This window comes from Sphingobium sp. B7D2B (assembly GCF_025961895.1).
GTDB lineage: Bacteria > Pseudomonadota > Alphaproteobacteria > Sphingomonadales > Sphingomonadaceae > Sphingobium.
This window is the reverse complement of sequence record NZ_JAOQOM010000001.1, coordinates 1161195-1183222: the sequence shown is the minus strand read 5'-3', so window position 1 is coordinate 1183222 and position 22028 is coordinate 1161195. Positions and strand designations below refer to the sequence as shown.

20 protein-coding genes are annotated in these 22028 nt (G+C 66.8%); 8 read left to right on the top strand and 12 right to left on the bottom strand.

From position 1 onward, the window contains the following. Positions 1-14: 14 nt before the first annotated feature. Positions 15-1094, bottom strand: coding sequence for an aldo/keto reductase (locus M2341_RS05335; RefSeq protein WP_264584505.1), 1080 nt, complete (start codon positions 1092-1094; stop codon positions 15-17). An 89-nt stretch (positions 1095-1183) separates the two neighbouring features. Between M2341_RS05335 and M2341_RS05330 the strand changes: the two genes are divergently transcribed. Together M2341_RS05330 and M2341_RS05325 are read left to right on the top strand one after the other, a co-directional pair. Next, positions 1184-2641: an aldehyde dehydrogenase family protein gene (locus tag M2341_RS05330; protein ID WP_264584504.1), complete on the top strand. Its 1458-nt coding sequence runs from the start codon at positions 1184-1186 to the stop codon at positions 2639-2641. 205 nt (positions 2642-2846) lie between these two features. Continuing rightward, positions 2847-3020: a hypothetical protein gene (locus M2341_RS05325; RefSeq protein WP_264584503.1), complete on the top strand. Its 174-nt coding sequence runs from the start codon at positions 2847-2849 to the stop codon at positions 3018-3020. Positions 3021-3124: 104 nt separating this feature from the next. Here the strand turns inward: M2341_RS05325 and M2341_RS05320 are convergent, their stop codons facing one another. The 3 genes from M2341_RS05320 to M2341_RS05310 are packed head-to-tail and all read right to left on the bottom strand — an operon-like array spanning position 3125 to position 7033. After that, a complete protein-coding gene (locus tag M2341_RS05320; protein ID WP_264584502.1) occupies positions 3125-4438 on the bottom strand; it encodes an MFS transporter in 1314 nt (437 codons plus the stop codon). Positions 4439-4477: 39 nt separating this feature from the next. Next, positions 4478-5686 carry a pyridoxal-phosphate-dependent aminotransferase family protein gene (locus M2341_RS05315; protein WP_264584501.1) on the bottom strand — a complete coding sequence of 403 codons (1209 nt, stop codon included), beginning with the start codon at positions 5684-5686 and terminating at the stop codon, positions 4478-4480. Positions 5687-5695: 9 nt separating this feature from the next. Continuing rightward, on the bottom strand, positions 5696-7033 hold the full coding sequence (locus M2341_RS05310; RefSeq protein WP_264584500.1) for a Rieske 2Fe-2S domain-containing protein: 1338 nt from the start codon (positions 7031-7033) through the stop codon (positions 5696-5698). A gap of 171 nt (positions 7034-7204) precedes the next feature. On the opposite strand from M2341_RS05310, the gene M2341_RS05305 reads away from it, so the two are divergent. Continuing rightward, the gene (locus M2341_RS05305; RefSeq protein ID WP_264584499.1) at positions 7205-7960 is read left to right on the top strand and encodes a FadR/GntR family transcriptional regulator; all 756 of its coding nucleotides are present in this window, start codon (positions 7205-7207) and stop codon (positions 7958-7960) included. An 18-nt stretch (positions 7961-7978) separates the two neighbouring features. Here M2341_RS05305 and M2341_RS05300 read toward each other — a convergent pair whose 3' ends face one another. Next, positions 7979-8671 (bottom strand): VIT family protein, encoded by a 693-nt coding sequence (locus tag M2341_RS05300; RefSeq protein WP_264584498.1) that lies wholly within the window; start codon positions 8669-8671, stop codon positions 7979-7981. Between the two features lie 95 nt (positions 8672-8766). Further along, entirely contained in the window at positions 8767-9276 is a 510-nt protein-coding gene (locus M2341_RS05295; protein ID WP_264584497.1) for a homogentisate 1,2-dioxygenase, read from the bottom strand. 85 nt (positions 9277-9361) lie between these two features. On the opposite strand from M2341_RS05295, the gene M2341_RS05290 reads away from it, so the two are divergent. Then, entirely contained in the window at positions 9362-11449 is a 2088-nt protein-coding gene (locus M2341_RS05290) for a TonB-dependent receptor plug domain-containing protein (RefSeq protein ID WP_264584496.1), read from the top strand. Positions 11450-11541: 92 nt separating this feature from the next. Beyond that, positions 11542-13215 carry an FAD-dependent oxidoreductase gene (locus tag M2341_RS05285; RefSeq protein WP_264584495.1) on the top strand — a complete coding sequence of 558 codons (1674 nt, stop codon included), beginning with the start codon at positions 11542-11544 and terminating at the stop codon, positions 13213-13215. A gap of 12 nt (positions 13216-13227) precedes the next feature. Here M2341_RS05285 and M2341_RS05280 read toward each other — a convergent pair whose 3' ends face one another. The 4 genes from M2341_RS05280 to M2341_RS05265 are packed head-to-tail and all read right to left on the bottom strand — an operon-like array spanning position 13228 to position 17204. Continuing rightward, positions 13228-14829, bottom strand: coding sequence for a GMC family oxidoreductase (locus M2341_RS05280; RefSeq protein WP_264584494.1), 1602 nt, complete (start codon positions 14827-14829; stop codon positions 13228-13230). Positions 14830-14831: 2 nt separating this feature from the next. After that, entirely contained in the window at positions 14832-15284 is a 453-nt protein-coding gene (locus M2341_RS05275) for a DUF3237 domain-containing protein (protein WP_264569668.1), read from the bottom strand. Between the two features lie 2 nt (positions 15285-15286). Beyond that, positions 15287-15718 carry a DUF3237 domain-containing protein gene (locus tag M2341_RS05270; RefSeq protein WP_264584493.1) on the bottom strand — a complete coding sequence of 144 codons (432 nt, stop codon included), beginning with the start codon at positions 15716-15718 and terminating at the stop codon, positions 15287-15289. After that, positions 15711-17204 (bottom strand): aldehyde dehydrogenase family protein, encoded by a 1494-nt coding sequence (locus M2341_RS05265; protein WP_264584492.1) that lies wholly within the window; start codon positions 17202-17204, stop codon positions 15711-15713. Before M2341_RS05265 ends, M2341_RS05270 begins: the two co-directional genes overlap by 8 nt. Before the next feature lie 215 nt (positions 17205-17419). On the opposite strand from M2341_RS05265, the gene M2341_RS05260 reads away from it, so the two are divergent. From M2341_RS05260 to M2341_RS05250, 3 genes are all read left to right on the top strand, one after another. Next, positions 17420-18340 (top strand): helix-turn-helix domain-containing protein, encoded by a 921-nt coding sequence (locus M2341_RS05260; RefSeq protein WP_264584491.1) that lies wholly within the window; start codon positions 17420-17422, stop codon positions 18338-18340. A gap of 150 nt (positions 18341-18490) precedes the next feature. After that, a complete protein-coding gene (locus M2341_RS05255; protein ID WP_264584490.1) occupies positions 18491-19825 on the top strand; it encodes an MFS transporter in 1335 nt (444 codons plus the stop codon). A gap of 30 nt (positions 19826-19855) precedes the next feature. Then, positions 19856-20326, top strand: coding sequence for a nuclear transport factor 2 family protein (locus M2341_RS05250; RefSeq protein WP_264584489.1), 471 nt, complete (start codon positions 19856-19858; stop codon positions 20324-20326). A gap of 36 nt (positions 20327-20362) precedes the next feature. Here the strand turns inward: M2341_RS05250 and M2341_RS05245 are convergent, their stop codons facing one another. Both M2341_RS05245 and M2341_RS05240 read right to left on the bottom strand, forming a co-directional pair. Next, positions 20363-20983, bottom strand: a complete 621-nt coding sequence (locus M2341_RS05245; RefSeq protein WP_181558933.1) for a nuclear transport factor 2 family protein — start codon at positions 20981-20983, stop codon at positions 20363-20365. Between the two features lie 155 nt (positions 20984-21138). Beyond that, positions 21139-22026, bottom strand: a complete 888-nt coding sequence (locus M2341_RS05240; RefSeq protein ID WP_264584488.1) for a hypothetical protein — start codon at positions 22024-22026, stop codon at positions 21139-21141. Between the last annotated feature and the right edge of the window lie 2 nt (positions 22027-22028).

Genomic DNA, 22028 nt, shown 5'->3' with positions numbered 1-22028 from the left:
CTCAGCTTAAACCCTTAGCGGCGGCTCTGGCTCGGCGAGCCGCCGCCAGTGGGTGGCGCGATGCCGTTGATGCGGGTGCCGCCACTGATCGAGCCCGTGGCACGCCGCGCAAAGTCGGCGGGATAGCTCAGCGCGGGAGGTCCGGCGGCATCGAGCGCCGCCAGATCCTCGGCCGACAGGGTGATGCGGCTCGCTGCGGCATTCTCGACAAGCTGGTCGGCATCGTTGGCGCCCAGCAGGATCGTCGCGACCCAAGGCTGCGCCTGCAGCCAGGCCAGCGCGATCTGTGCTGGGCTGGCGCCGTGGCGCTCCGCGACCTGCAGCACGACGTCCAGCACGCGCTCGGCCTTCTCGTCCAGAATGCGGGCAAGGAACGAGCCACGCCCTTCGGCATCATGATTGCTGGCATCGCCGCGCCGATAGCGGCCGCTCAGCGCCCCACTTTTGAGCGGCGACCAGGCCGCGATGCCCAAGCCATAGGCTTGGGCCAGCGGCACATGCTCGACCTCGATATTCCGCTCCATCAGCGAATATTGCAGCTGCAGGCCAATCACCGGCACCAGATTGCGCCACTGCGCCAGCCAGTGCGCCTCGGCCACTTTCCACGCCGGAATGTTGGAGAGGCCGACATGCAGCGCCTTGCCCGCCCGCACCAGATCATCGAGCGCGCGCATCGTCTCGTCCATCGGCGTCAGCGGATCGACAATGTGCATCCAGAGCAGGTCGACCCGGTCGGTCCTGAGCTTGCGCAGCGAGGCTTCGACACTTTGCAGGATGGACTTGCGCCCGCCCCCGCCGGCATTGGGATCGCCATCGCGGACATTCGAGCCGAATTTGGTGGCGATCACCAACCGGTCGCGCAGGCCGGGCTCGCCGGCGAGATAATCACCGAGGATCGCCTCGGCCTCGCCGCCGCCGTAGCTGTTGGCGCAATCGAGGAAGTTGCCGCCGAGGTCGCGATACTGCGCGATGAGGCGCCCGGCGGCGGTGGCGTCCAGACTCCAGGGCTGGGCGCCGCCGAAGTTGAAGGTGCCGAGCGCGTAACGGCTCACGCGCAGGCCCGACCGTCCCAAGGTCACGAAATCGTCAAACATTCCACCCCTTCCCGATTGCTCAAACTATACTACTATATTATCTTTATGGCGTATCGCCGGATGTGAGCCAAGCGGAGACCAAAAGCAACATGAACGATCGTCTGACCGCGCAAAAGCCCATGCTTGACTCGCCCCAGCTTGCCGCCGGCATGCTGATCGACGGGGAGATCGTGGCGGGAGAGGCATTCATGCCAGTGATCGATCCCGCGACTGGCACCGCCTTTGCGCAGGCACCGGACGCGCAGCGGCACGATCTCGACCGGGCCGTCGCCGCCGCGCGCCGGGCCTTCCCCGGCTGGTCCGCCCGCGATGTGACCGAGCGGCGCGCCGTCATCCACAAAATCGCCGCGTGCCTACGCGAGGTCGCCGATCCGCTGGGCGCGCTGCTCACCGCCGAACAGGGCAAGCCGTTGCGCGACGCCATTGGCGAGGTGCGCCGCGCGGCCGATCATGTCGAGGCCTTGAGCGCCTTCGATGTCGCGGGCGGCGTGCTCCGCGAAGATGCGCGCGAGCGGGTGGAAATCCGCTACCGGCCGCTCGGCGTGGTGGGCGGCATCACGCCGTGGAACGTGCCGGTGATGCTGGCCACCGTGAAGATCGCGCAGGCGCTCTACACCGGCAATTGCATCGTGCTGAAGCCCTCCCCGCTCACGCCGCTCTCCACGCTCGCCATCGGCCAGGCGATTGCCGACATCGTGCCGCCGGGCACGGTCAACATCCTGAGCGGCGGCAATGATCTGGGCATCTGGCTGACGACGCATCCGGATGTGGACAAGATCAGCTTCACCGGATCGGTGGCGACTGGCCGCCATGTGATGGCCAGCGCGGCAGGCACCTTCAAGCGCATCACGCTGGAATTGGGCGGCAACGACCCCGCCATTGTCCTGCCCGATGCGGATGTGGAAGCCACCGCCGAGGGCATTGCCCGCAGCGCCTTTGCCAATTGCGGGCAGGTCTGCATGGCGATCAAGCGGGTGTTCGTGCATCGCGCGCTCTACCCGGCGATGGTCGAGGCGCTGGCCCGCCGGGCGGCCGCCATCCGCGTGGGGCCGGGCACCGATCCGCAGAGCCAGATGGGGCCGATCCAGAACCGGATGCAGTTGGAGAAGGTGCTGGCGCTGCTCGAGGGCGTGCGGGCGACTCCGGGCGCGCAGATTCTCACCGGTGGCGAGCGCCTGCCCGGCCCCGGCTATTTCGTCATGCCGACAGTGGTCGCAGGGCTGGATGACGCGGCGCCGTTGGTGCGCGAAGAGCAGTTCGGCCCGGTGCTGCCGGTGCTGGCTTTCGACGAGATCGAGGATGTCATCCGCCGCGCCAACGCCACCGAATTCGGCCTCGGCGCATCGGTGTGGACGGCGGATGCGGCTCGCGGTGGCGCCATTGCCCGGCAGCTTGAGGCCGGGATGGTTTGGGTCAACCGGCACGGCGGCAATGGCCGCGACGTGCCCTTCGGTGGCGCCAAGCATTCAGGCTATGGGCGGGAACAGGGCGTCGCGGGCATGCAATCCTATATGGAAATGCAGGCTGTCACGATTCCGCTTACGTGAAAAAGCCCGCCGGGACGGAGGTGCTCCGCTCCCGCTCAGCCAAGCCGATCAATGACTGGCGCAGGGGGATGGTCCGGCACTTGTCCGGGATCGGCCTTGTCTCGTCATGTGATCGTCCGGACATGATTGTTGCCTCACCTCGTCATTCCCGCGAACGCGGGAATCCAGTAGCAACGTTGAAATGACGCGCGAAATCGATCCCTAAGTGTATCTGCTGGCGTTGCATCGCAACGGTGCGCTCTATCTGGGCGTCACTTCCAACCTCATCGAAAAGCAGATCAAGAAATGGCGCAGAACCTGGAAGCTCGATTTGATCGAGCAGGCCAACCCCGATTGGCAGGATCTTGCTGTCACCCTGGGATTGAACTCGCGAGCTTGACTGGATTCCCGCTTTCGCGGGAATGACGCAGGATAGGGAGCAACGCGCCGCTCAACATAGGGTGACAGCGCATAGTCAGCGATTGGAATGTGTTCAGGCGGCCATTAGCCACCGGTTGCGCGTTCTGACCCGCTATCCTGCAGTGCCCTGATCCGCAGCAGATAGGCCGGGGTGACGCGCGCCATCAGCAGTGCGGCGACGATCGTCAGGCCGATGAACACGCCAAAGCCTACCAGATAGGTGCCGGTGCGATCGTACAGGTTCGCCAGCACGACCGGCCCGAAGGCCGATCCCATGGTGTTGAAGCCGGCGAGCACCGGCAGCAGGCGGTTCATGAGGCCGGGGCCATAGACATGCTTGGCGACGACCGGGCCATCCACGGTCAGCCCGCCATGCGCGACGCCCAGCACGGTGGTGAAGACGAGCGCGGTGAACAGCCCCTGCACCGGCAGCGCCAGCAGGATGGCGAGGCCGAGCAGCAGGTTCCATCCGGCGACGCCCTTCACCGAAAAGCGATCGAACGTCATGCCCGCGACGAACTTGGCGCCGATGCCGATGAGGAAGGTGAGCGACCAGGCCGAGGCAGCGACGGTGCGCGAGAGGCCGATCTCGTTGGTGAGATAATAGATGCTGTGCTGGAAGAGCGCCTGATCGATCAGCGCCGAGAGGAACGTCGCCAGCGCGATCAGCCAGAAGGCGTGCTGGCGCAGCATGGTGCGGAAGCTGATGCCGAGATCGGCCGCGCGCAGCCGGGCGCTGCTGACCTGCTCGCTCGTCCGTACCGCCTCGGGCAGCACATCCGCCTCGCTGGGGTTGAACCGCACCGACAGCGCGAGCGGGATGGAAATGCAGAAGATGCCGATGCTCAGACAGGCAAAGGCGACGCGCCAGCCATAAAGCGGAATGAGCTGGCTGGTCATCAGCGGGAACAGCACCCCGCCAAAGCTGGTGCCGATGACCGCGACGCCCGTCGCCAGCCCGACATTGCGCATGAACCAGCGCGAAACAAGCAGCCGCAGCGAAATGATCACGGCGCCCTGGCCGATGCCGATCATGAAGCCGACGACATAATAGCTCCACAGCGAGTGGACGAACAGGAAGCCCGCCAGCCCGATGGCTTCGGCCGCCATGGCGCCGACCAGCACCAGCTTGAGGCCGATCCGCTCCACCAGCGGACCGATGATGAAGATCGCCATGATCGCGCCGGTGAGGCTCTTATAGGTGTAGATGAGCGTCGCCTGGGTGAGCGTCCAGCCGAACTCCTTCATGACCTCGGGATAGACGAACGGCATGGTCAGCGGCGCGCCGAAGGCGATGAGGAAGATGAAGAACGCCTTGGCGACCACGCCCCAACCCGGATAGCGCCAGGTCGCGCGGATGATGGCGATCTTGTCTGTGAGGCTCGCTCGACCTGCCATGCTCTCGCTCCCGTCCCGTCTCTTGCCGCCCTCGCCCGATCAGGCGGCCAGGCCGGGCGCGCCGCGCTGCGCCCGACCGGTCAGCACGGCGATGGCCGCTTCCGTGCCGCCGGCCCGATAGGGGACGCCCGCGAAGGCCAGCGCAGCTTCCGTCGCGGCGATGGTACCGAGTACCAGCGCGTCGCTGAAGTCGCCGAGATGGCCGATGCGGAACACCCGATCATCGAGCTGGCCGAGGCCATTGCCGAGGCTCATGTTGCAGCGCTCCAGCGCCGCCTCGCGCACCGCATCGGCGGAGATGCCGTCCGGCATCCGCACGGCGGTGAGGACCGGCGAATGGGCGGCGGCATCCCGGCATTGCGTCTCGAAGCCCCATTGGGCGACTGCAGCACGCGTCGCCTGCGCCGCCCGCTGGTGACGTGCGAAGACGGCATCCAGCCCTTCCTCCTGCATCATGGCAATGGCCTCGCGCAGACCCTGCAGCAGATTGATGGCCGGGGTATAAGGGAAGAAGCCCCGGCCATTGGCTTCCAGCATCTCGCCCCAATCCCAATAGGAGCGCCTCATCCCTGCCGATTTCGACGCCGCGATGGCCTTTTGCGACAGGGCATTGAAGGAGAGGCCCGGCGGCAGCATCAGCCCCTTTTGCGAGCCGCCGACTGCTACATCCACGCCCCAGGCATCATGCTGATAATCCACCGACGCCAGCGACGAGACCAGATCGGCCATCAGCAGCGCTGGGTGCCCGGCTTCATCGATGGCGCGCCGCACGGCGGCGATGTCTGAGGTCACGCCGGTGGAGGTCTCGTTATGGACCACGCAGACCGCCTTGATGCGATGGGCCTTGTCCGCGCGCAGCCGCTCGCCAATGGCTGCGGCATCGACCGGGCTACGCCAGTCGCCGGGGATCAGCTCGGGCTCCAGGCCGATCTTGCGGGCGAGGCGGCACCAGAGCGTCGCGAACCAGCCGGTCTCGTACATCAGCACCGCATCGCCCGGCGAGAGCGCGTTGACCAGCGCCGCCTCCCACGCGCCGGTGCCCGACGAAGGGTAGATGATGACCGGGCCGGCGGTCTTGAAGATGCCCTTTATCCCGTCCAGCACCTCGACCGTGAGGTCCCGGAAGTCAGGCCCGCGATGGTTGATGGTTGGGCGCGCAATTGCCTCCATCACCCGTTGCGGCGTGGTCGTGGGACCGGGCAGTTGCAGGAAGTGCGCGCCGGGGCGATGGGAAGAGGTGGCAGGCATGAACGGTCCTCAGGCTGGCGCGGGCGCGAGGCGGCGCTTGCGGTCCACCGGCTCGGCAGTCCCCCTGCTCCAGACCGCGCGGCGCGCATTGTAGAAATCGAGCCAATCCTGCTCGGGCGGCAGCAGCGCGTAGCCGGCGCGGACATTATGGTAGCAGGCGGGATTATCGACGCCCGGCGGCACCACCCCGTCGTCCCGCAACGCCGTCGCGGCCCATTTGAGCCGCCGGCGGGTGAGCACGATCATCCGGTCGCTGGTGCCCAGATGTTCCATGGTGCGGTCCACCACCGGCCCCATGCTCTCGGTGACCGCCTGATCCTGCACCGGGATCGCCTCGATGCCGCTGTAGCTCTGCGTCGACTGCGCCTCGCGCGAGATCAGATGATCGTTGCGCGGATTGGCATCGATGCGGAAGCGGCCGAGCCAGTCGGTGGTGTTGGGCAGGAAATTGATCGGCGAGGTGGTGCCGGGAATCGGCTTGCCCGCCTTGGTCAACGTCGTTGCGCCGGTGCGCGGACCGCCGATGGTGACGAGCATGGCATGATGGTCATCCAGCGGCACCCAGGCGCGGGCGCGGATATGGTCGAGCGGCTCGGACGGTGCCATGGTCCAGAAGGGCAAAGCGAACTGGCCGATGCGGTGATAGAGATTGTCCCCGGCCGGGCGATAGGCGCAATACATGGTGCCGTAATCGGTCTCCAGCGCCTCATATTTCGGCGCAAGATTCTCGCGCATCTGCCTGTAATAATTGATCGAGCCTTCCTCGAACTGGTCCGGCGTCGCCGCGCCCAGATGCAGGAAGCCGACATGGCAGGTGTCGATGTCTCCCTCCAAGGCCTGCAGCCAGTTGCATTCGCGCATCATGAAGGTGACGGTGAGCGGCTGGCCCGCCTCTACCTCGTCCCAGTCGAAATGCGGCAGTGCGGGCGGCTCGGCGCGGGTGCCCATATAGACCCAGGCGACGCCGTAGCGCTCGGCCACGGGGAGCGCGCGGATCTTCACCTTGTCCTTATAGTCCGTCTCCGGGGGCTCGCTCGGCATCTCAATGCACTGGCCGGTCCGATCGAACTTCCAGCCATGGTAGACGCAGCGGATGCCGCCCTCCTCATTGCGCCCGTAGAACAGCGATGCGCAGCGATGGGCGCAGCGATGATCGACCACGCCAAGCGAGCCATCGGGCGAGCGGAAGGCAAGGAAGTTCTCCCCGAGCAGGCGGAGCCGCAGCGGCGCGCCGCCAGCCTTGACTTCGTCCGGCATGAAAGCGGGGATCCAATATTCCCGCATCAACGCGCCCATGGGGGTGCCGGGACCGGTCTGGGTCAGCAAGGCATTGTCTTCCGGCGACATTCCGCCCTCCCCCACACTTGAATGAATCAAACTATAATATAGTTATTCTTTTTCATCCGATGCGGCGTGGCTTGTCAAGCAATGCCGGGCGGGGCAGGATTGAAATCATCATATAGAATGACCGATCGCCCGCCCCGCGCGGACGATGCCAACATGAGAAAGCCTGTTCCCTTGGCCGAATCCGACACCGTTTTCAGTTCCGTGCGCAGCCAGTCGCTCGCCTCGCGCATCGTCTCGCAGGTGATCGACGCGCTGTTCGCCGGCCAGTTCAAGCCCGGCCAGTTCCTGGGCACCGAGGCGCAGTTGACCGAGACCTTCCAGACCAGCCGCGTGCCGATCCGCGAGGCGCTGGGCCGGCTCGAAGCGCTGGGGGTCGTCACGATCAAGACCGGCGCGGGCGGCGGCGCGACGATTGCCGAGGGCAAGCCGGACCAGTTCGCGACGGCGCTGGCGGTGCAGTTCATGCTCGTGCAGGTGACGGCCGAGGAGATTTTCGATGCCCGCATCGGCATCGAATGCCGCGCGGCAGAGCTTGCCGCCGAGAAGATCACCGACGACCAGATCGAGGCGCTGCGGCTGCTGCTGGAGCGGATCATGGAGCCGGACCTGCCGCGGCGGGAGTCGGTCGATCGCATCCTCGCCTTCCACCGCTTCATCGTGGAGGCCTCGGGCGCGCGCACGCTGGTGACGCTCATGCATGCGCTGGAGCATGCGCTGCTCAACCTGTTCACGGCGCTGGAAGCCTCACCGCGCAACAGCCGCATCGGCTACAAGTCGCTGCAGGGCATTTTCGACCGGATCGCCGCGCGCGACAGTGAGGGCGCCTTCACGGCGATGCGCCTCCATCTGCTCGATCGCCGCAAGTCGATGCTCTACCGGCTCAAGGAGTTGAGCGATCAGGCGGGGATTGCGACGCCCGCCAGCTAGGCGGCCCACGCCGTCGGCTCAGACACTCGTCCCGACCAGCCGCCCGATCCCGGCTGTCAGGGCCATGGCAAGCGCGCCCCAGAAGACCACCCGCGCCACCGGCCGCCAGGGCTTGGCCCCGCCGGCGCGCGCGCCAATGGCGCCGAGCAGGCCGAGGAACAGGATCGATCCTGCTGCCTCGCCCCAAACCATGCGGTCCATCGGCAGCACGGCGGCAAGCACTAGCGGCAGCGCCGCGCCGGCCGTGAAGGTGGCGGCGGAGGTGAAGGCGGCCACCACCGGGCGGGCCGCTGTCGTCTCGGTAATGTGCAGCTCGTCGCGCGCATGAGCGCCGAGCGCATCATGGGCCATCATCTGCTCCGCCGCGCGCCGCGCCGTCGCCGGGTCGACGCCGCGCGCGACGTAGATGTCGGTGAGTTCCTGCAGCTCGGCCTCGGGCGCGATGGCCAGCTCCTGCGTTTCGCGCGCGAGGTCGGAGCGCTCGGTGTCGGACTGCGAGCTGACCGAGACATATTCGCCGGCCGCCATGGACATCGCCCCGGCCACCAGACCGGCAGCGCCCGCAACGATCAGCGCCGACCGATCCGCACCCGAAGCCGCCACGCCGAGGATGAGGCTGGCCGTGGACACGATGCCGTCATTGGCGCCCAGCACCGCCGCGCGGAGCCAGCCGATGCGCGAGACCAGATGATGTTCCCGATGCGGCCTCACGGATGATCCCCCTCACAGTTCGGCGCGACTTTATCAGAACCGGGCCTGCGCGGCGATTGGGGAAATCTGCTCTTGGGCGGAGGGCTGGCGCGATCTTATTCGGGTGATGGGACGATCATCACTCTGATGACGGGCGCCTCGCTGCCGCTAGTCTGCAGGATGTGGCGCCCGGCCTTGAGGCGGAAATCGACGATCTTGCGGATGCCCGAGCAAGCCGGCCCATGGCCATGCGCGAGCGAGGGAACGCGGGCGCCGTCGGTCACCATGTCCACCCACGCCGCTGCGCCCAGGGCGACACGATAGACGCCCTCGCGCGGGGCGTCGAACGCCAGCCTCCCGGCGTAGGTGCCGGGCTTGGCCGCGCGCTCGGGCGCGGCAGCGAACGCGACGGATGAGGCAGGCGACAAGGTGAGATCGACGGCCTGGCCGGGCTTGAGCTGAACGGCTGCTTCCGTCGCGCTGGCAACCCGCTCGGCGTTGCGCCAGGCAGCAAATTCAGGCGGCAGAGCCGCATCGTCCGCGCAGGCGGGCGCATCCGCAGCGGGCATCTGAGCGGCGACGGGCATCGGTGCCAGCGCCATTGCGAGAGCCATCATCATACGCATTGTCAGCTTCTCCTCTGGACGGTCGGTTCTTTCGATGTATTTGCGCATATACATCGAATCACGAACAAGAAAAGGGGACCCATTGATGAGAGCGACACTGGTGCTGGGCGCCGCAATTCTCGTGACGTCCGGCATGGCCCGCGCGCAGGCGTCGGAGGCCGAGGCCGGCAGCTTTGGCCTCGGCCAGATCATCGTGACGGCGCCCGCCGGGCCTGACCGTCTGATTGGCACGGAGACGCTCGACCAGCAGGCCATGGTCCGCTTCAACCGCGTGCAGCTCGACGATGCGATCAATCTCCTGCCGGGCGTGTCGGCGGGCAATAGCGGCGGCTCGCGCAACGAGCGGCTGGTGTTCGTGCGCGGGTTCGACCGCTTTCAGGTGCCGCTCTCGATTGATGGCATCCGCGTCTATCTCCCGGCCGACAACCGGCTGGACTTCGGCCGCTTCCTCACGCCGGACATTGCCGAGGTGCAGGTCGCGAAGGCCTATGCTTCCGTGCTGGATGGTCCCGGTGCCATGGGCGGTGCGATCAATCTCGTCACGCGCAAGCCCACCAAGGCTGTGGAGGCCGAGGCGCGCGCCACGCTCAATCTCGACCGCGATGCGGACTATGGTGGCTACAGCGTCTTCGCCTTGCTCGGCACGCGGCAGGACCATTGGTACGCGCAGGCGAGCTATGCCCGCAATTTCACCGACCACTGGACGCTTGCCGGTGGCTTCCGCCCGGTCAGCGCGAACGAGGACGGCGGCGCGCGCGACTTCTCCCGCACGGCGGATTGGCGCGTGAATGCCAAGCTGGGCGTCACCCCCAACGCCACCGACGAATATGTGCTGAGCTACACACGGCAGGAAGGCAGCAAGAACGCGCCGCTGCATGTGAGCGACACGAGCAATGTCTCGCTGCGCAACTGGAGCTGGCCCTATTGGACCATCGACACGCTGGCCTTCCTCTCCTCCACCGCGCTCAGCAATCAGGCGACGCTCAAGACGCGGGCCTATTACAGCCGCTTCGACAATCTGCTGCGCTCCTGGGACAATCGCAGCCAGACCAGCCAGACGCTGGGTCGGTCCTTCGACAGCCCTTATGCGGACACGGCCTATGGCGGATCGGCAGAGCTCGGCGTGAACCTGCTGCCCGTCGACCGGCTGACCCTCGCCTTCCATTACCGACATGACGAGCATAGCGAATCCCAGACCAGCCGGCCGGGCCTGCCCGGCAGCATCGCCGAGCCGGTGCAGATCAGTGCCGAGCGCAACTGGAGCATCGCGGTGGAGAACCGCCTCGCCCTGCTGCCGACGCTCACCCTGACGCTGGGTGCCTCCTATGACTGGCGCGATCTCGACCGGGCGGAGGAATATGGCGTGCCGCAGGGGCAGACCGGCGCCAACCGGCTCTACAGCTTTCCGCTGCGCAACGTCGATGCGCTGAACGCGCAAGGGCGGCTGGACTGGCGCGGCGAGCATGGCAGCGCGGCGCATCTTTCTCTCTCGTCTCGCGCCCGCTTTCCGACCCTGTTCGAGCGGTTCAGCAGCCAGTTCGGCACCGCCGAGCCCAATCCCGGTCTGAACCCGGAACGGGCGACCACGCTGGAGGTCGGCGGGGCGCGTCAGCTGGGGCCGCTGCATGTCAGCGCAGCACTCTTTCACAGCTGGGTGAGCGACGCGCTGGTTTCGGTCCGCACCCCGGCCAACCTCAATCGCCGGGAGAATTATGGGTCGGCGCATTATTATGGCGGCGAGATCGCAGTGGATGTGAAGCTGAGCGACCAGATCGAGCTGGGTGGCAATTATTCCTATATCCAGCGGGACTTCACGGTCGGCACGGCGCCGGCGGGCAGCCTGATCCGCCCGTTCCAGCTCACCGATGTGCCGGGCCATAAGGGCTTTGCCTATTTGGGCTGGCGGCCCGTCCCTGCCCTGCGCGTCACGCCCAATCTCGATTTTGCTTCGCGCCGGACGACTGTCACCCCCGCCTCCGCCAACGGCCTCGCGCCCATCTATTACAAGACGGGCGGCTATGCGCTGGCCGGGCTGAGCATCGATTATGCGCTGACGCCGCAGGCCACGCTCAGCGTTGGCGGCCGCAATCTCTTCGACCGGGACTATGTACTGACCGATGGCTTCCCCGAACCGGGCCGCTCGCTGTTCCTCAGCCTGAGCGCACGCTACTGACGCCCCTGCCCTCCACAATTAATAATACTGTCTTTCTATATGATCTTTCTCAGGATATGCTCGCGCTTCATAATAGGAGCGGAGGAGAGGACATGGCCGTCCAGAGGAAGAACGAGCGGTTTGTGGCCGCGCTGGCACCGACGAAGGCGATGGACGTCATTGTCGTCGGCGGCGGGCCTGCCGGCTGTGTGGCGGCGCTGAGCGCGGCGCGCAATGGCGCGCGGGTCATGCTCATCGAGCGGGTCGGCTATCTGGGCGGGATGATGACCGGGGGCGGCATCGGCGGTATCGGTATCAATGGCTACATCATCGAGAAAGGCATCGGCACGCCGGTGGTGAAGGGCATCTCGCTGGAGATCCTGCACCGCATCCAGGCCATCGGCGGCGCGCCGGAGGGTAGCCCGATTGCGCGGCACCCCACCGACTCCGTGATGATGACCAGCCTGCTCGATGAAATGATGGAGGAGACCGGGGTCGAAGTGCTGTTTAACACCGTGGTGTTCGACACGCTGGTGGAGGACGGGCGCGTGACGGGCGTCGCCATCGGCAACAAGTCCGGCGGGCAGGTGGTGCTGGCCGATGTGGTGATCGACGCCTCGGCCGATGCAGACGTGGCCGCCTGGGCCGGCGCGCCCTTCCACCATGGCCGCGAGGAAGACGGGCGCCATCATGGCGGATCGATGGACATGCAGATCGGCGGCATCGATGTCGACCGGCTGATCGACTATCTGCGCAACCAGCCGCTGCTGAGCGAAGAAGAGCGTGCCGAGCTGGACCGCGAACGCTCCGCGCTGATGGGTGGCGGGCGGCCGGTGAATACCTACAAGTCGCTCAAGGGCGAGACGCTCTACGCCGAGCCCATGGCCCAGCCGACCGACTGGGACGAGGTGGACCGCATCCGCGCGGCCGGCGGCATTCCCAAGCTGCGCCTCTCTCCCGCAGCCGGCGGCCCGATCCCCGGCAAGGCGACGGCACCCAAGGTGGATGGCAAATATGTCCCCCTCCCCGCCGGGCTGGACCGCGAATGGGTGGAGTATATCAAGGCCGGCAAGGTGCCCTTGCTCTATGGCGCGACCGAGCCGGTCTATCCGCCGCCGCGCTTTGGCAGCATCGGCGTCTTCCGCCACGGCAAGATGCGCGACGGGCAGATGATGTCCGGCGTGTACGAGGTCTGGTACGACCACACCAATGAGGAAGAGGTGAGCAAGTCGCTGATCTATCGGCGCAAACTCAACCGGGTGTACCTCAACTTCTTGCGCGAGCGCATCCCCGGCTTCGAGGAGGCCTATATCGTCATGGAGTCCCCCACCGGCGGCGCGCGCGAGGGCCGGCGGATCGTCGGCGACCATATCCTCACCGAGGATGATGTGCTGGCAGGGCGGCGCTTTCCGGACGTGATCGCCAAGGGCGGACCGCGCGGGCCGGACCTGCATTCGGTGACCGGCCTGTGGGGCGACGGCGTGGCCTCACCGTTCAAGGCGCCTTATGACATTCCCTATCGCATCCTGCTACCCAAGGGCATTGAGGGCCTGCTGGTGGCGGGGCGCTGCGTCTCCGCGACCTTCGCGGCGCTGGGCGCGGTGCGCGATCAGGCGACCTGCATGTCCATGGGCGAGGCGGCGGGTGCGGCGGCCAGCCTTGCGGTGCGCGCGGGCGTTACGCCGCGAGAGGTGGACGTACGCGCCGTGCAGCAGCGCCTGCTCGATCAGGGCGCGCTGCTTTACATTGGCGATGAGCAGCCGCTGGAGATGGAACCGGCGGAATGATCACGCGCGCGGCTATTCCCCGCGTCTGATGAAGTCCGCAGCGCGCTCGGCGACCATGATGACCGGGAGGTTGGTGTTGCCGCCCGGCAGACGCGGGAAGATGGAGGCGTCGACCACCCGCAGCCCGTCGACGCCATTCACCCGCAGGCGCCCGTCGACGACGGCCTGCGCATCGCTGCCCATGCGGCAGGTGCCGCTCGGGTGATAGGCCGTCGCCGCTGTCTCGCGGATATAGGCCATGATATCATCGTCCGACACTAGGGTGCGCTCCGGCCGCCGCATCTGCCCCACCACCTTGGCGAGTGCCGGCTGGCGGATCAGCGCCTCCAGGCCGCGATAGCCGCCGAGCATGGCGCGCTGATCTTCGGGATCGCTCATCAGGTTGAAGGCGATGCGCGGATGGGCCAGCGGATCGGGTGAGCCGAGCTTCAGCCAGCCGCGGCTCTTGGGATAATTGAGCGACCACATCGCCCCCATGCGCGGCCCGAACGGTTTTGCCACGCCGGGGAACCAGACCCGCGAGAACATGGAGAGCGGGATCAGCAGGAAGTGCATGTCGATCACATCCGGGTCCGCGCCGGTGGCGACATTGGCGGAGGCGGCGAGCGGCGGCGCGCCCATGATGCTCTTGCGCCCCGCCATCCAGCGCAGGAACGATCCGGTCAGCCGGTCGAAGCGCAACTCCCGGTCGAAGGCTAGCGCGGGATCGAGATCGAACTCCATGCCGGCGCCGGGATGATCCTGCAGATTGGCGCCGACCTCGCCGCTTTCCACGGCGACATCCAGGCCCATCTCCTGCAGATGGGCGCCCGGGCCGATGCCCGAGAGCAGCAGCAATTGCGGCGCGTTGATCGCGCCCCCGGCCAGCAGCACCTCCCGCTCGGCGAGGATCTCTTCGAGTCGCCCATCGCGTGAAACCTCGATGCCGATTGCCCGGCCATCACGCAGCAGCACACGCGTCGCCACGGCGCCGGTGCGCACCTCCAGATTGGGTCGGCCCAGCGCGGGGCGCAGATAGGCCTCCGACGTGTTGGCGCGGCGACCGTTGCGCGTCGTGAAGTCCGGCATACCGAAGCCGTCGGTTCGCGGGCCGTTGAAATCCTCCGTGATCGGGTAGCCGAGCGACCGGGCCGCCTCCAGCACATTGGCCATCAGCGGGCTGGGCGCCGGATGCGGCTCGACGCTCAGTGGCCCGCTGCCGCCATGTTCGGGCGTATCGCCGCGCCAGTGTCGCTCCAGCTTGCGGAACCAGGGCAGCACATCATCCCAGCCCCAGTCAGTGAGGCCGGTATCGCGCCAGCCATCATAATCGGCCTTGTGCCCCCGGATCGCCATCATGCCGTTGAGCGAGGAGGTGCCGCCGAGCATCCGTCCGCGCGCGACCGGCAGGCGGCGGCCGTCCAGCTCCGCCTCCGGCTCCGACATGAAGCCCCAGGTGAGCGCCGGATTGGGCCATAGCTTGGAGACCGCCAGCGGCAGGCGCACGTCCAGTCGCCGGTCGCTGCCGCCGGCTTCCAGCAGCAGCACGCGGTTGCGCGGATCTTCGGACAGGCGGGCAGCGAGCACGCAGCCCGCCGAGCCGGCGCCCACGACGATGTAATCGAACCGATCCACGCTCAGACGACTTTCCAGAACCGGAAAATGGAGCCTTCCGGATTGCGCTGGCCGACGCCGACGAAGATCGTGCGGTTCAGCCAGTCATAGGGGCCGGCGGGCGCCTCGAAGCGCGGCGTCATGCGCATATAATAGCTTTGCGGATCGACCTGCTCGCCCGCCAGCAGGGCCTTCACCACCTCCGGCGGGGCGCTGCGCACGCCGGTGCTGCGCTTGAGGATATGGGCGCCGTCGTCCGTCTCCAGCAGATATTGCGATTCGAACCGCCCGCCACCATCGGGGCGCACGAGCGGAAAGTCGCCGCCGCTGCCCTTGACGATCCGGCCCGAGAGTCCTGGGCCGGAGAAGCTGCCCTCGCCGATCAGCACGGCGCCGCGCGTGTAGCCCTGCGCGACTTCGATATGCATGCGCGGACCAAGGCCAATGCGCATTTCCAGAGCGAATTCCAGCCGCATGGTCAGACGATCCTCTCGATGTTGAGGACAGGGCTGCCCTCGGCCTGCTCGGCAACGAACGCCAGCCGCGCCAAATGGGCGACGCCACCATCCTCGGCAGCCTCGAACAGCAAAGCGAGCCGCAGCCCCTCGAAATCCGGCGCGCGGGTGCGATAGCCATTGCCGAAGCAGCGGGCGAAACTGCCATCGCTGAAGGCGACATAATAAGAGGCTTCAACCACCGTGACGCCATCGGCGCGCAGTAGATGCATCTCGCTGCCGCCGACCAGCCGGCCTTCGAGCCCCTCGCCTACGAAGGTGCCGCCGCCGATGGACACATAGCTGCGCTGGCCACCGGTCGCGATCTCGCCGACCGTGACCGGGAAGGCGCGCATGGGCGTCATGCGGAAGGCCGGCGCGAAGCCCGGCGTGGGGGCGCTGTTCGGCTCAGCCATGACCGCGGACCTGATGATCGTGCGCGATCGTCACGGACTTGAGTTCGGTATAGGCTTCCACCCCGGCTCTCCCATTTTCGCGGCCGAAGCCGGATTGCCTGACGCCGCCCGCGGGCATCGCGATGTCGCCGGCGCTGCTGTTCACCCGCACGGTCCCGGCCCGGAGGCGACTGACCATGCCATGCGCCCGCGAGAGGCTGCCCGTCCAGACATAGGCGGAGAGGCCATAGCGGCTCGCATTGGCCAGCGCGGCGATTTCGTCGAGATCGTCGGTATCGAAGGGGATCGCGCACAGGACGGGGCCGAAAATCTCCTCATCCACCGCCGCCATGCCCGCCTGGACGGAACCAAGCACCGTCGGCGCGACATAATAGCCTTGCGCGGGCAGGGCGATGTCGCCGCCGGCGCGGCTGGCGCCCTGTGTGAGAGCGCCCTCGACAAAGCCCATGATCCGCGCGCGTTGCGCCTGCGTGATGACAGGGCCGAGCTGGGTCGCCGGATCGAGCGGATCGCCGATCGTCATCGCCGCGCCGATGCGGGCGATCTTCTCCACCAGCGCATCGGCGACGGACCGATGCACGAACAGGCGCGAGCCGGCCGAGCAGGTCTGCCCGCTGTTGAAGAAGATGTTCATGGCAATGGCGCGCGCGGTGGCATCGAGATCGGCATCGGCAAAGACGATGACCGGCGATTTGCCGCCCAGCTCCACCGTCACCCGCTTCATCTGCCGCGCGCAGTCGGCCGCGATCTGGGTGCCGGTTGCCGTCGACCCGGTGAAGCTGATCTTGGCGACGCCGGGATGATCGACCAGCGCCGCGCCCACGACCGGACCAAGGCCGGTTACGACATTGAAGAAGCCCGGCGGAACGCCGCAGGCCACGGCCAGTTCCGCCAGCTTGAGCGCGGAGAGCGAGGATTGCTCTGCCGGCTTGAGCACCACCGCGCAGCCCGCCGCAATCGCGGGGCCGAGCTTGAACGCGGCGCCCATCAGCGGATAATTCCACGGAATGATGTGGCCGACCACGCCGACCGGTTCGCGCAGCGTATACGCCGTCGTCTCGCCGGGCTGGGAAAGCTCCATGCTCTCCCCGGTGAGCTTGGTCGCCCAGCCAGCGAAATAGCGCAAGGTCGCTGCGGTGCCGGGCACGTCGACCCGCCGGCTGTTGCTGATCGGCTTGCCGGTATCGAGCGTTTCGAGCAGCGCGAACTCCTCGGCATGGCGCTCCACCGCCTGCGCCAAGGCCAGCAGGGCATCCTGCCGCTGGGCTGGCGTCCAGCGCGTGCGCCGCGCCGCGACCATCGCCGATTCGGCCGCCTGCACGGCCTGGTCGATATCCGCCGCAGTGCCCGCACCGACCTCGGTAAAGACCGCGCCGGTCGCGGGGTTTTCCACCGGCAGCCGGTCGCCCGCCGCAGGGGGCGTCCATGCGCCGCCAATGAAATGACGCGCCTCGGCGGCAAGGGGCAATGGCACTTTCAACGTCATCTCAAATACATGTCCATGATGCGGCTGAGGCCCCTGCTATCAGCGCGCCTTCGGGCAAACTTGTCTCGCGACGCATCTTTCTGACCAGCGCCGCACTGGAGACAAAATCAACAGTGCGGCGGTCTGCTGGACAGGCCCCGATATGGGGTCTAGCGTGCGCAAAAGCCGGACCGAGGGCGCAAGACCCCGGCCAGGATGCGAGAGGAGCCACGGGGATGCACATCTTCACCACAAAGGCATCGAGCCGCGTCGAGCGCAGCCGGCAATGGTGTGCCGTCACGCAGGCGCCCCACATCGAATTTGCGGACGATCGCGAGGCGTCGCTGCGCGGCGGCGATTTCGGCGCGCTCCGTTTCTGCATCGTTTCGCTGGGCAGTCACAGGCTTCTCCTGCCCGACATGGCCGACCGGCGATCGCCACCGACCATGAAGCTGCTGTTCCAGGAAGAAGGCGCCGCCCGGATCAGCCAGGGCGGGCTCTACAATGATGTGCAGGCCGGCCAGTGGTGCGCGCTGCGCAAGGACGTGCCCTACACCATCGACGCGCCGGATCAGTGCCGCCAGTTGGCGGTGACGGTGCCGTGCAGCCTGCTCGCTGCGCCCCGATGGAGCCTGGACCGCTGGCGCAAGCCCCGCAGCTTCCTGCGGGGGCCGGCCCAGATTCTCCATGCCAGCGTGAGCGCCTCGGTCATGACCGGCAACACGCTGCGGATGCAGGACCGCGAGCTGCTCGGCGACCAGATCGCCCATCTGGTCAACATGACCATCCATGCCGATGACGTGCTGACCATGCCCGACCCGCGCGAAAGCCGGCGACGCGCGATCCTGGAATATGTCGACCGGCATCTGGCCGATGCGGACCTGAGCATCGCGCGCATCGCGCGGGATTTCAGCATGTCGAGCCGCTCGATCCACAAGCTGTTCGAGGGTGAGGCCTATACCATCGCCCGCGCCATCTGGGATCGGCGGCTGGAGCGCTGCCGCGAGGAGATGGTCGACCCGGCCCTCGCCCGCCGGTCGATCACCGAGATCGCCCACCTCTGGGGCTTCAGCGATTCCCAGCATTTCAGCCGGGCCTTCAAACAGCGCTTCGGCCTCACGCCGCGCGATTATCGCAATCTCTTCTCCCTGCACTGAACGGGCCGGAAGGGGGATCGCGATCGCGAGCACGACCAGTCAGGTCCATGCGCTCCCATCCAATCGGCATGTCGCGCTGAGGGTCTATCCCGACAGACCTGCCGCTCGATGCCTGCCGACCGCAGGCCTGCCACCCGGGAACAGATATACGTGACCAGAAGACAGCTCACCGTCGCCCTGATCCTGCTCGCCTCGATCAACGCCTTCGGCTTCCTCGACCGCGTGATGATCGCGCTGATCGCCGAGAAGATCAAAGCCGAGTTCCTGCTCAGCGACCTGCAGATCGGCCTGCTCGGCGGCACGGCCTTCGCGGTGGTGAACGCCTTTGCGAGCGTGCCCATCGCGCGCCTGGCGGAACGCTACAACCGCGCGCGGGTGACCGCGAGCTTCCTGATGCTCGCCTCGGTGTTCACGGCACTGGCGGGCGCGACGGTCAGCTTCTTCCAGCTCTTCCTGTGCCGCTGCGGCATGGCGGCGGGCAATGCCGCGACCGAGGCGCCGCCGCACTCGATGATCTCCGACATGGTGCCGCCGGAAAAGCGCGCCTCGGCCCTGTCGCTCTATATGCTCGGCGTGCCGGTGGCGGCTCTGGTCGGATCGTTCGCCGGCGGCGCCATTGCCGAGCATTTCGGCTGGCGCGACACGTTCATGTTCTTCGGCGTGATGGGCGGGCTGATCGCCCTGCTCTGCTTCTTCTGTCTGCATGAGCCAGAGCGCAGCGTGCCCCCTGCCACTGCCGGATCGGGCAAGCTCGGCACCTGGCAGGTGGTGCGGCTTTTGCTTGGCAACAAGAGCATCCGCTATGTGCTCGCCGGGCTCGCCTTCATCAGCCTTGGCGCCTTTGGGGTAAACACGTTCCTCCCGGCCTTCTTCTCCCGCAATTTCGGGCTGGATGCGGCGCAGGCGGGTCTCGTCTTCGGCGTCGTCTCCGGCATTGCCGCCTTTTTCGGCACGCTGCTCGGCGGCTATGGCAGCGAGCATATGGCCCGGCGCGATGCCCGCTGGCTGCTTGGCTTCCCGGCGCTCGGCACCGTGATCGGCGTACCGATCTTCCTGGCAGGGCTGAGCAGCAACATGCTGTTCGTCGCCATTCCGCTGATGCTGGTCGGCTCTTTCTCCTTCTACACCGCGATGGGGCCGGCGATCGCGACCCTGCACGGCTCGCTCGACAGCTTCAGCCGGGCGACCGGATCGGCGGTCTTCCTGCTGATGGTCCATCTGTTTGGTCAGGGACTGGGGCCGCCCTCGGTCGGCGTGGTCAGCGACATGGCCTCCAGCTTCATCTATGGCGGCAGCCAGTTCGCCACCCAGTGCGCCGGGGCTGCCGGACAGGTTCAGGGCTCAGCCTGCGCGGCGGCCTCGGCCCTGGGCCTGCGCTATGCCATCGGCCTGTTCGCCATCTTCTTCCTGCTCGGCGGGCTGATGCTGTATCTCGCGGCGCGGACCAATCACCGCGCGGCGCAGGCGACCGCCACGGCGCATTGACCGCGCCCTCATTTTGCAACGGAGACCCGCATGAGCCAGGCCATTACCGATCGCGACGCCCAGCTTGCCTTGCTGGAGAGCGCCGATCCGCAGCTCGCGGCCAACAAGCGCCTCGTCTGGGACATGTATCGCACCGTGCTGCAGGCAGGCCACGCCGACCGGGCCGCCGAATTCATTGCCGAGGGCTATATCCAGCATAATCCCAATGTCGCCTCCGGCCGCCAGCCGCTGGTCGACTTCATTAAGGGCTCGCGCCCGGTCCGCGAGATCGAAGAGCGGATCATGCTGCCGCTGGTCAACATGATCGCGGAGCGGGACATGGTGATGTGCGTGTTCGAGCGGCCCGAGAAGGATGCCGAGGGGCAGCCTTATTTGACGAGCTGGTTCGACCTGTTCCGCATCGAAAATGGCATGATTGCAGAGCATTGGGACCCGGCGCTCAAGAGCGTGGAGATGCTCAAATTCGATCCCAATAGCAAGCGCACGCCGCCCACCGACTGAGCGGCGAGCGGCAGCGCGCGGGTGGCCTGGGTCGCCCTACACCTCCTTATAGTGGTAAGGCGCGATCACCGGCTCAGGGTAGGATTCATACTGCATCGTCGGCGGCAGATCGGGCTGCAGCCCGTCGATCGAGCGCAGCAGCTGGACGCCGCCGCGATGCCAGCCTTCATCATATTCGGTATAGATGTTCATATAGCCGTGCAGCTGCGCGATCCGCCACTTGCCGTTCTCGATCTTGTAGCTGTTCTCATAGGTCGCCTCGCCCCAGCGCGCCTCGCGCCCGACGCCGCCGACCATCATGAACGTGCGCCAGCGCGCCTTGGCGGTGCCGGCGGCACAATCGATGTGGACGACCGGCTGCAGCTGCATGTGATTGTACAGCACGCCAGGACCATAAGGCGGCAGGTGATGGAGATATTCCCGCACCCGCTCCCGCCCGACATAGACGCCGCGCCCGGCCAGCTCGAGCGTGCCATCCTCGGCGAACAGCTTGGCTGCATCGTCCCAGCGGCCCTTGTCGACATAATAGCCATAAGCGCACTGCAGATTGCAGATTTCGACATAATGATCCGCCTTGTCGGCGCGGGCGGCGAGCGCCGTCAGATCGGATCGCAAACGCGCCAGTTCCTCGCGCAGGGCTGAGACATCATCGGACATGGGGGTGCTCCTTGGGGTCGGGGGATATTATGGATTCCACGTCGTCACCCCGGGCTTGATCCGGGGTCCCGCTGCCTTCGGCTTCGGCCAGCAGTAAAGCGGGACCCCGGATCAAGTCCGGGGTGACGAGTGTATTTGGATCAGGTGGCATCAGCTTAGGCCTTCGCCAGGCGCGGATCGCGCTCATCCTGGGCCCAGGGCGAGCGCATCCGGTAGGGCACGAAGTGAAACACCGCTTCGACGGCGGAAATGGCATCGTCGCGGATCTTGAAGGCTTCCAGATAGGCGAAGCTGTGGGGCCGCAGGAAAAAGCCGGTGCGCGTCTCGCCATTGGTGAGCTGATAGTCGCGCGTCTGCCCGTCATGATCGATGAAGCCGCCGCAGAGGACCACGCCCTGCTCCTCATCCACCAGCGGGTAGCGCCGCGCGCGAATCCAGTTGTCGAACCGGTAATAGCCGAGGAGGAACTGCTCCTCGCAGCCCATCTTGGCGACCGGCGCCAGATCGGGCTGGGGATTGTGCGTGGTCTGCACGCCATTTTCGCGCCGCTCGCAATCCGCGGTGAAGCGGGTGTGCAGCGTGCCGTCATTCTGCTCGAGCGTGGAGAAATAGCCATCGGCCAGCGAGAGCATCCGTGCCCGCTCGGTGCGGGAGGCGGGCGGGACCGGCTCGGTCAGTTCCGGACGCGGCGCGGGATCGGTGTTGAGGAAGGGAACGCCGCTGTCCGTCGCGCGCGCCACCAGCAGCTCGATCTCGGCGAGGGCGCCGGTTTCCAGCGCCGCGATCCGCAGCACGAACAGCGCCTTGTCGCCGCTCTCCTCCAGCACGCCGAAGCGCGCGGCATTGCTGGTGCGCACGTCCACCACATCCCAGCGATACTCGCCGATGCCGGTCACGGTCTTCCAGGCGCCGTCGCCAAAGGGGAATTCGACGCTGTTCTCGGTATAGCGCAAACGGGGCGCGAGGGGTAAGCGCTGGGGATCATTGGCGCCCAGAGACGCGACGGTCTCATCCAGCAATGCCAGCAAAGCGGCTCTGTCCATGC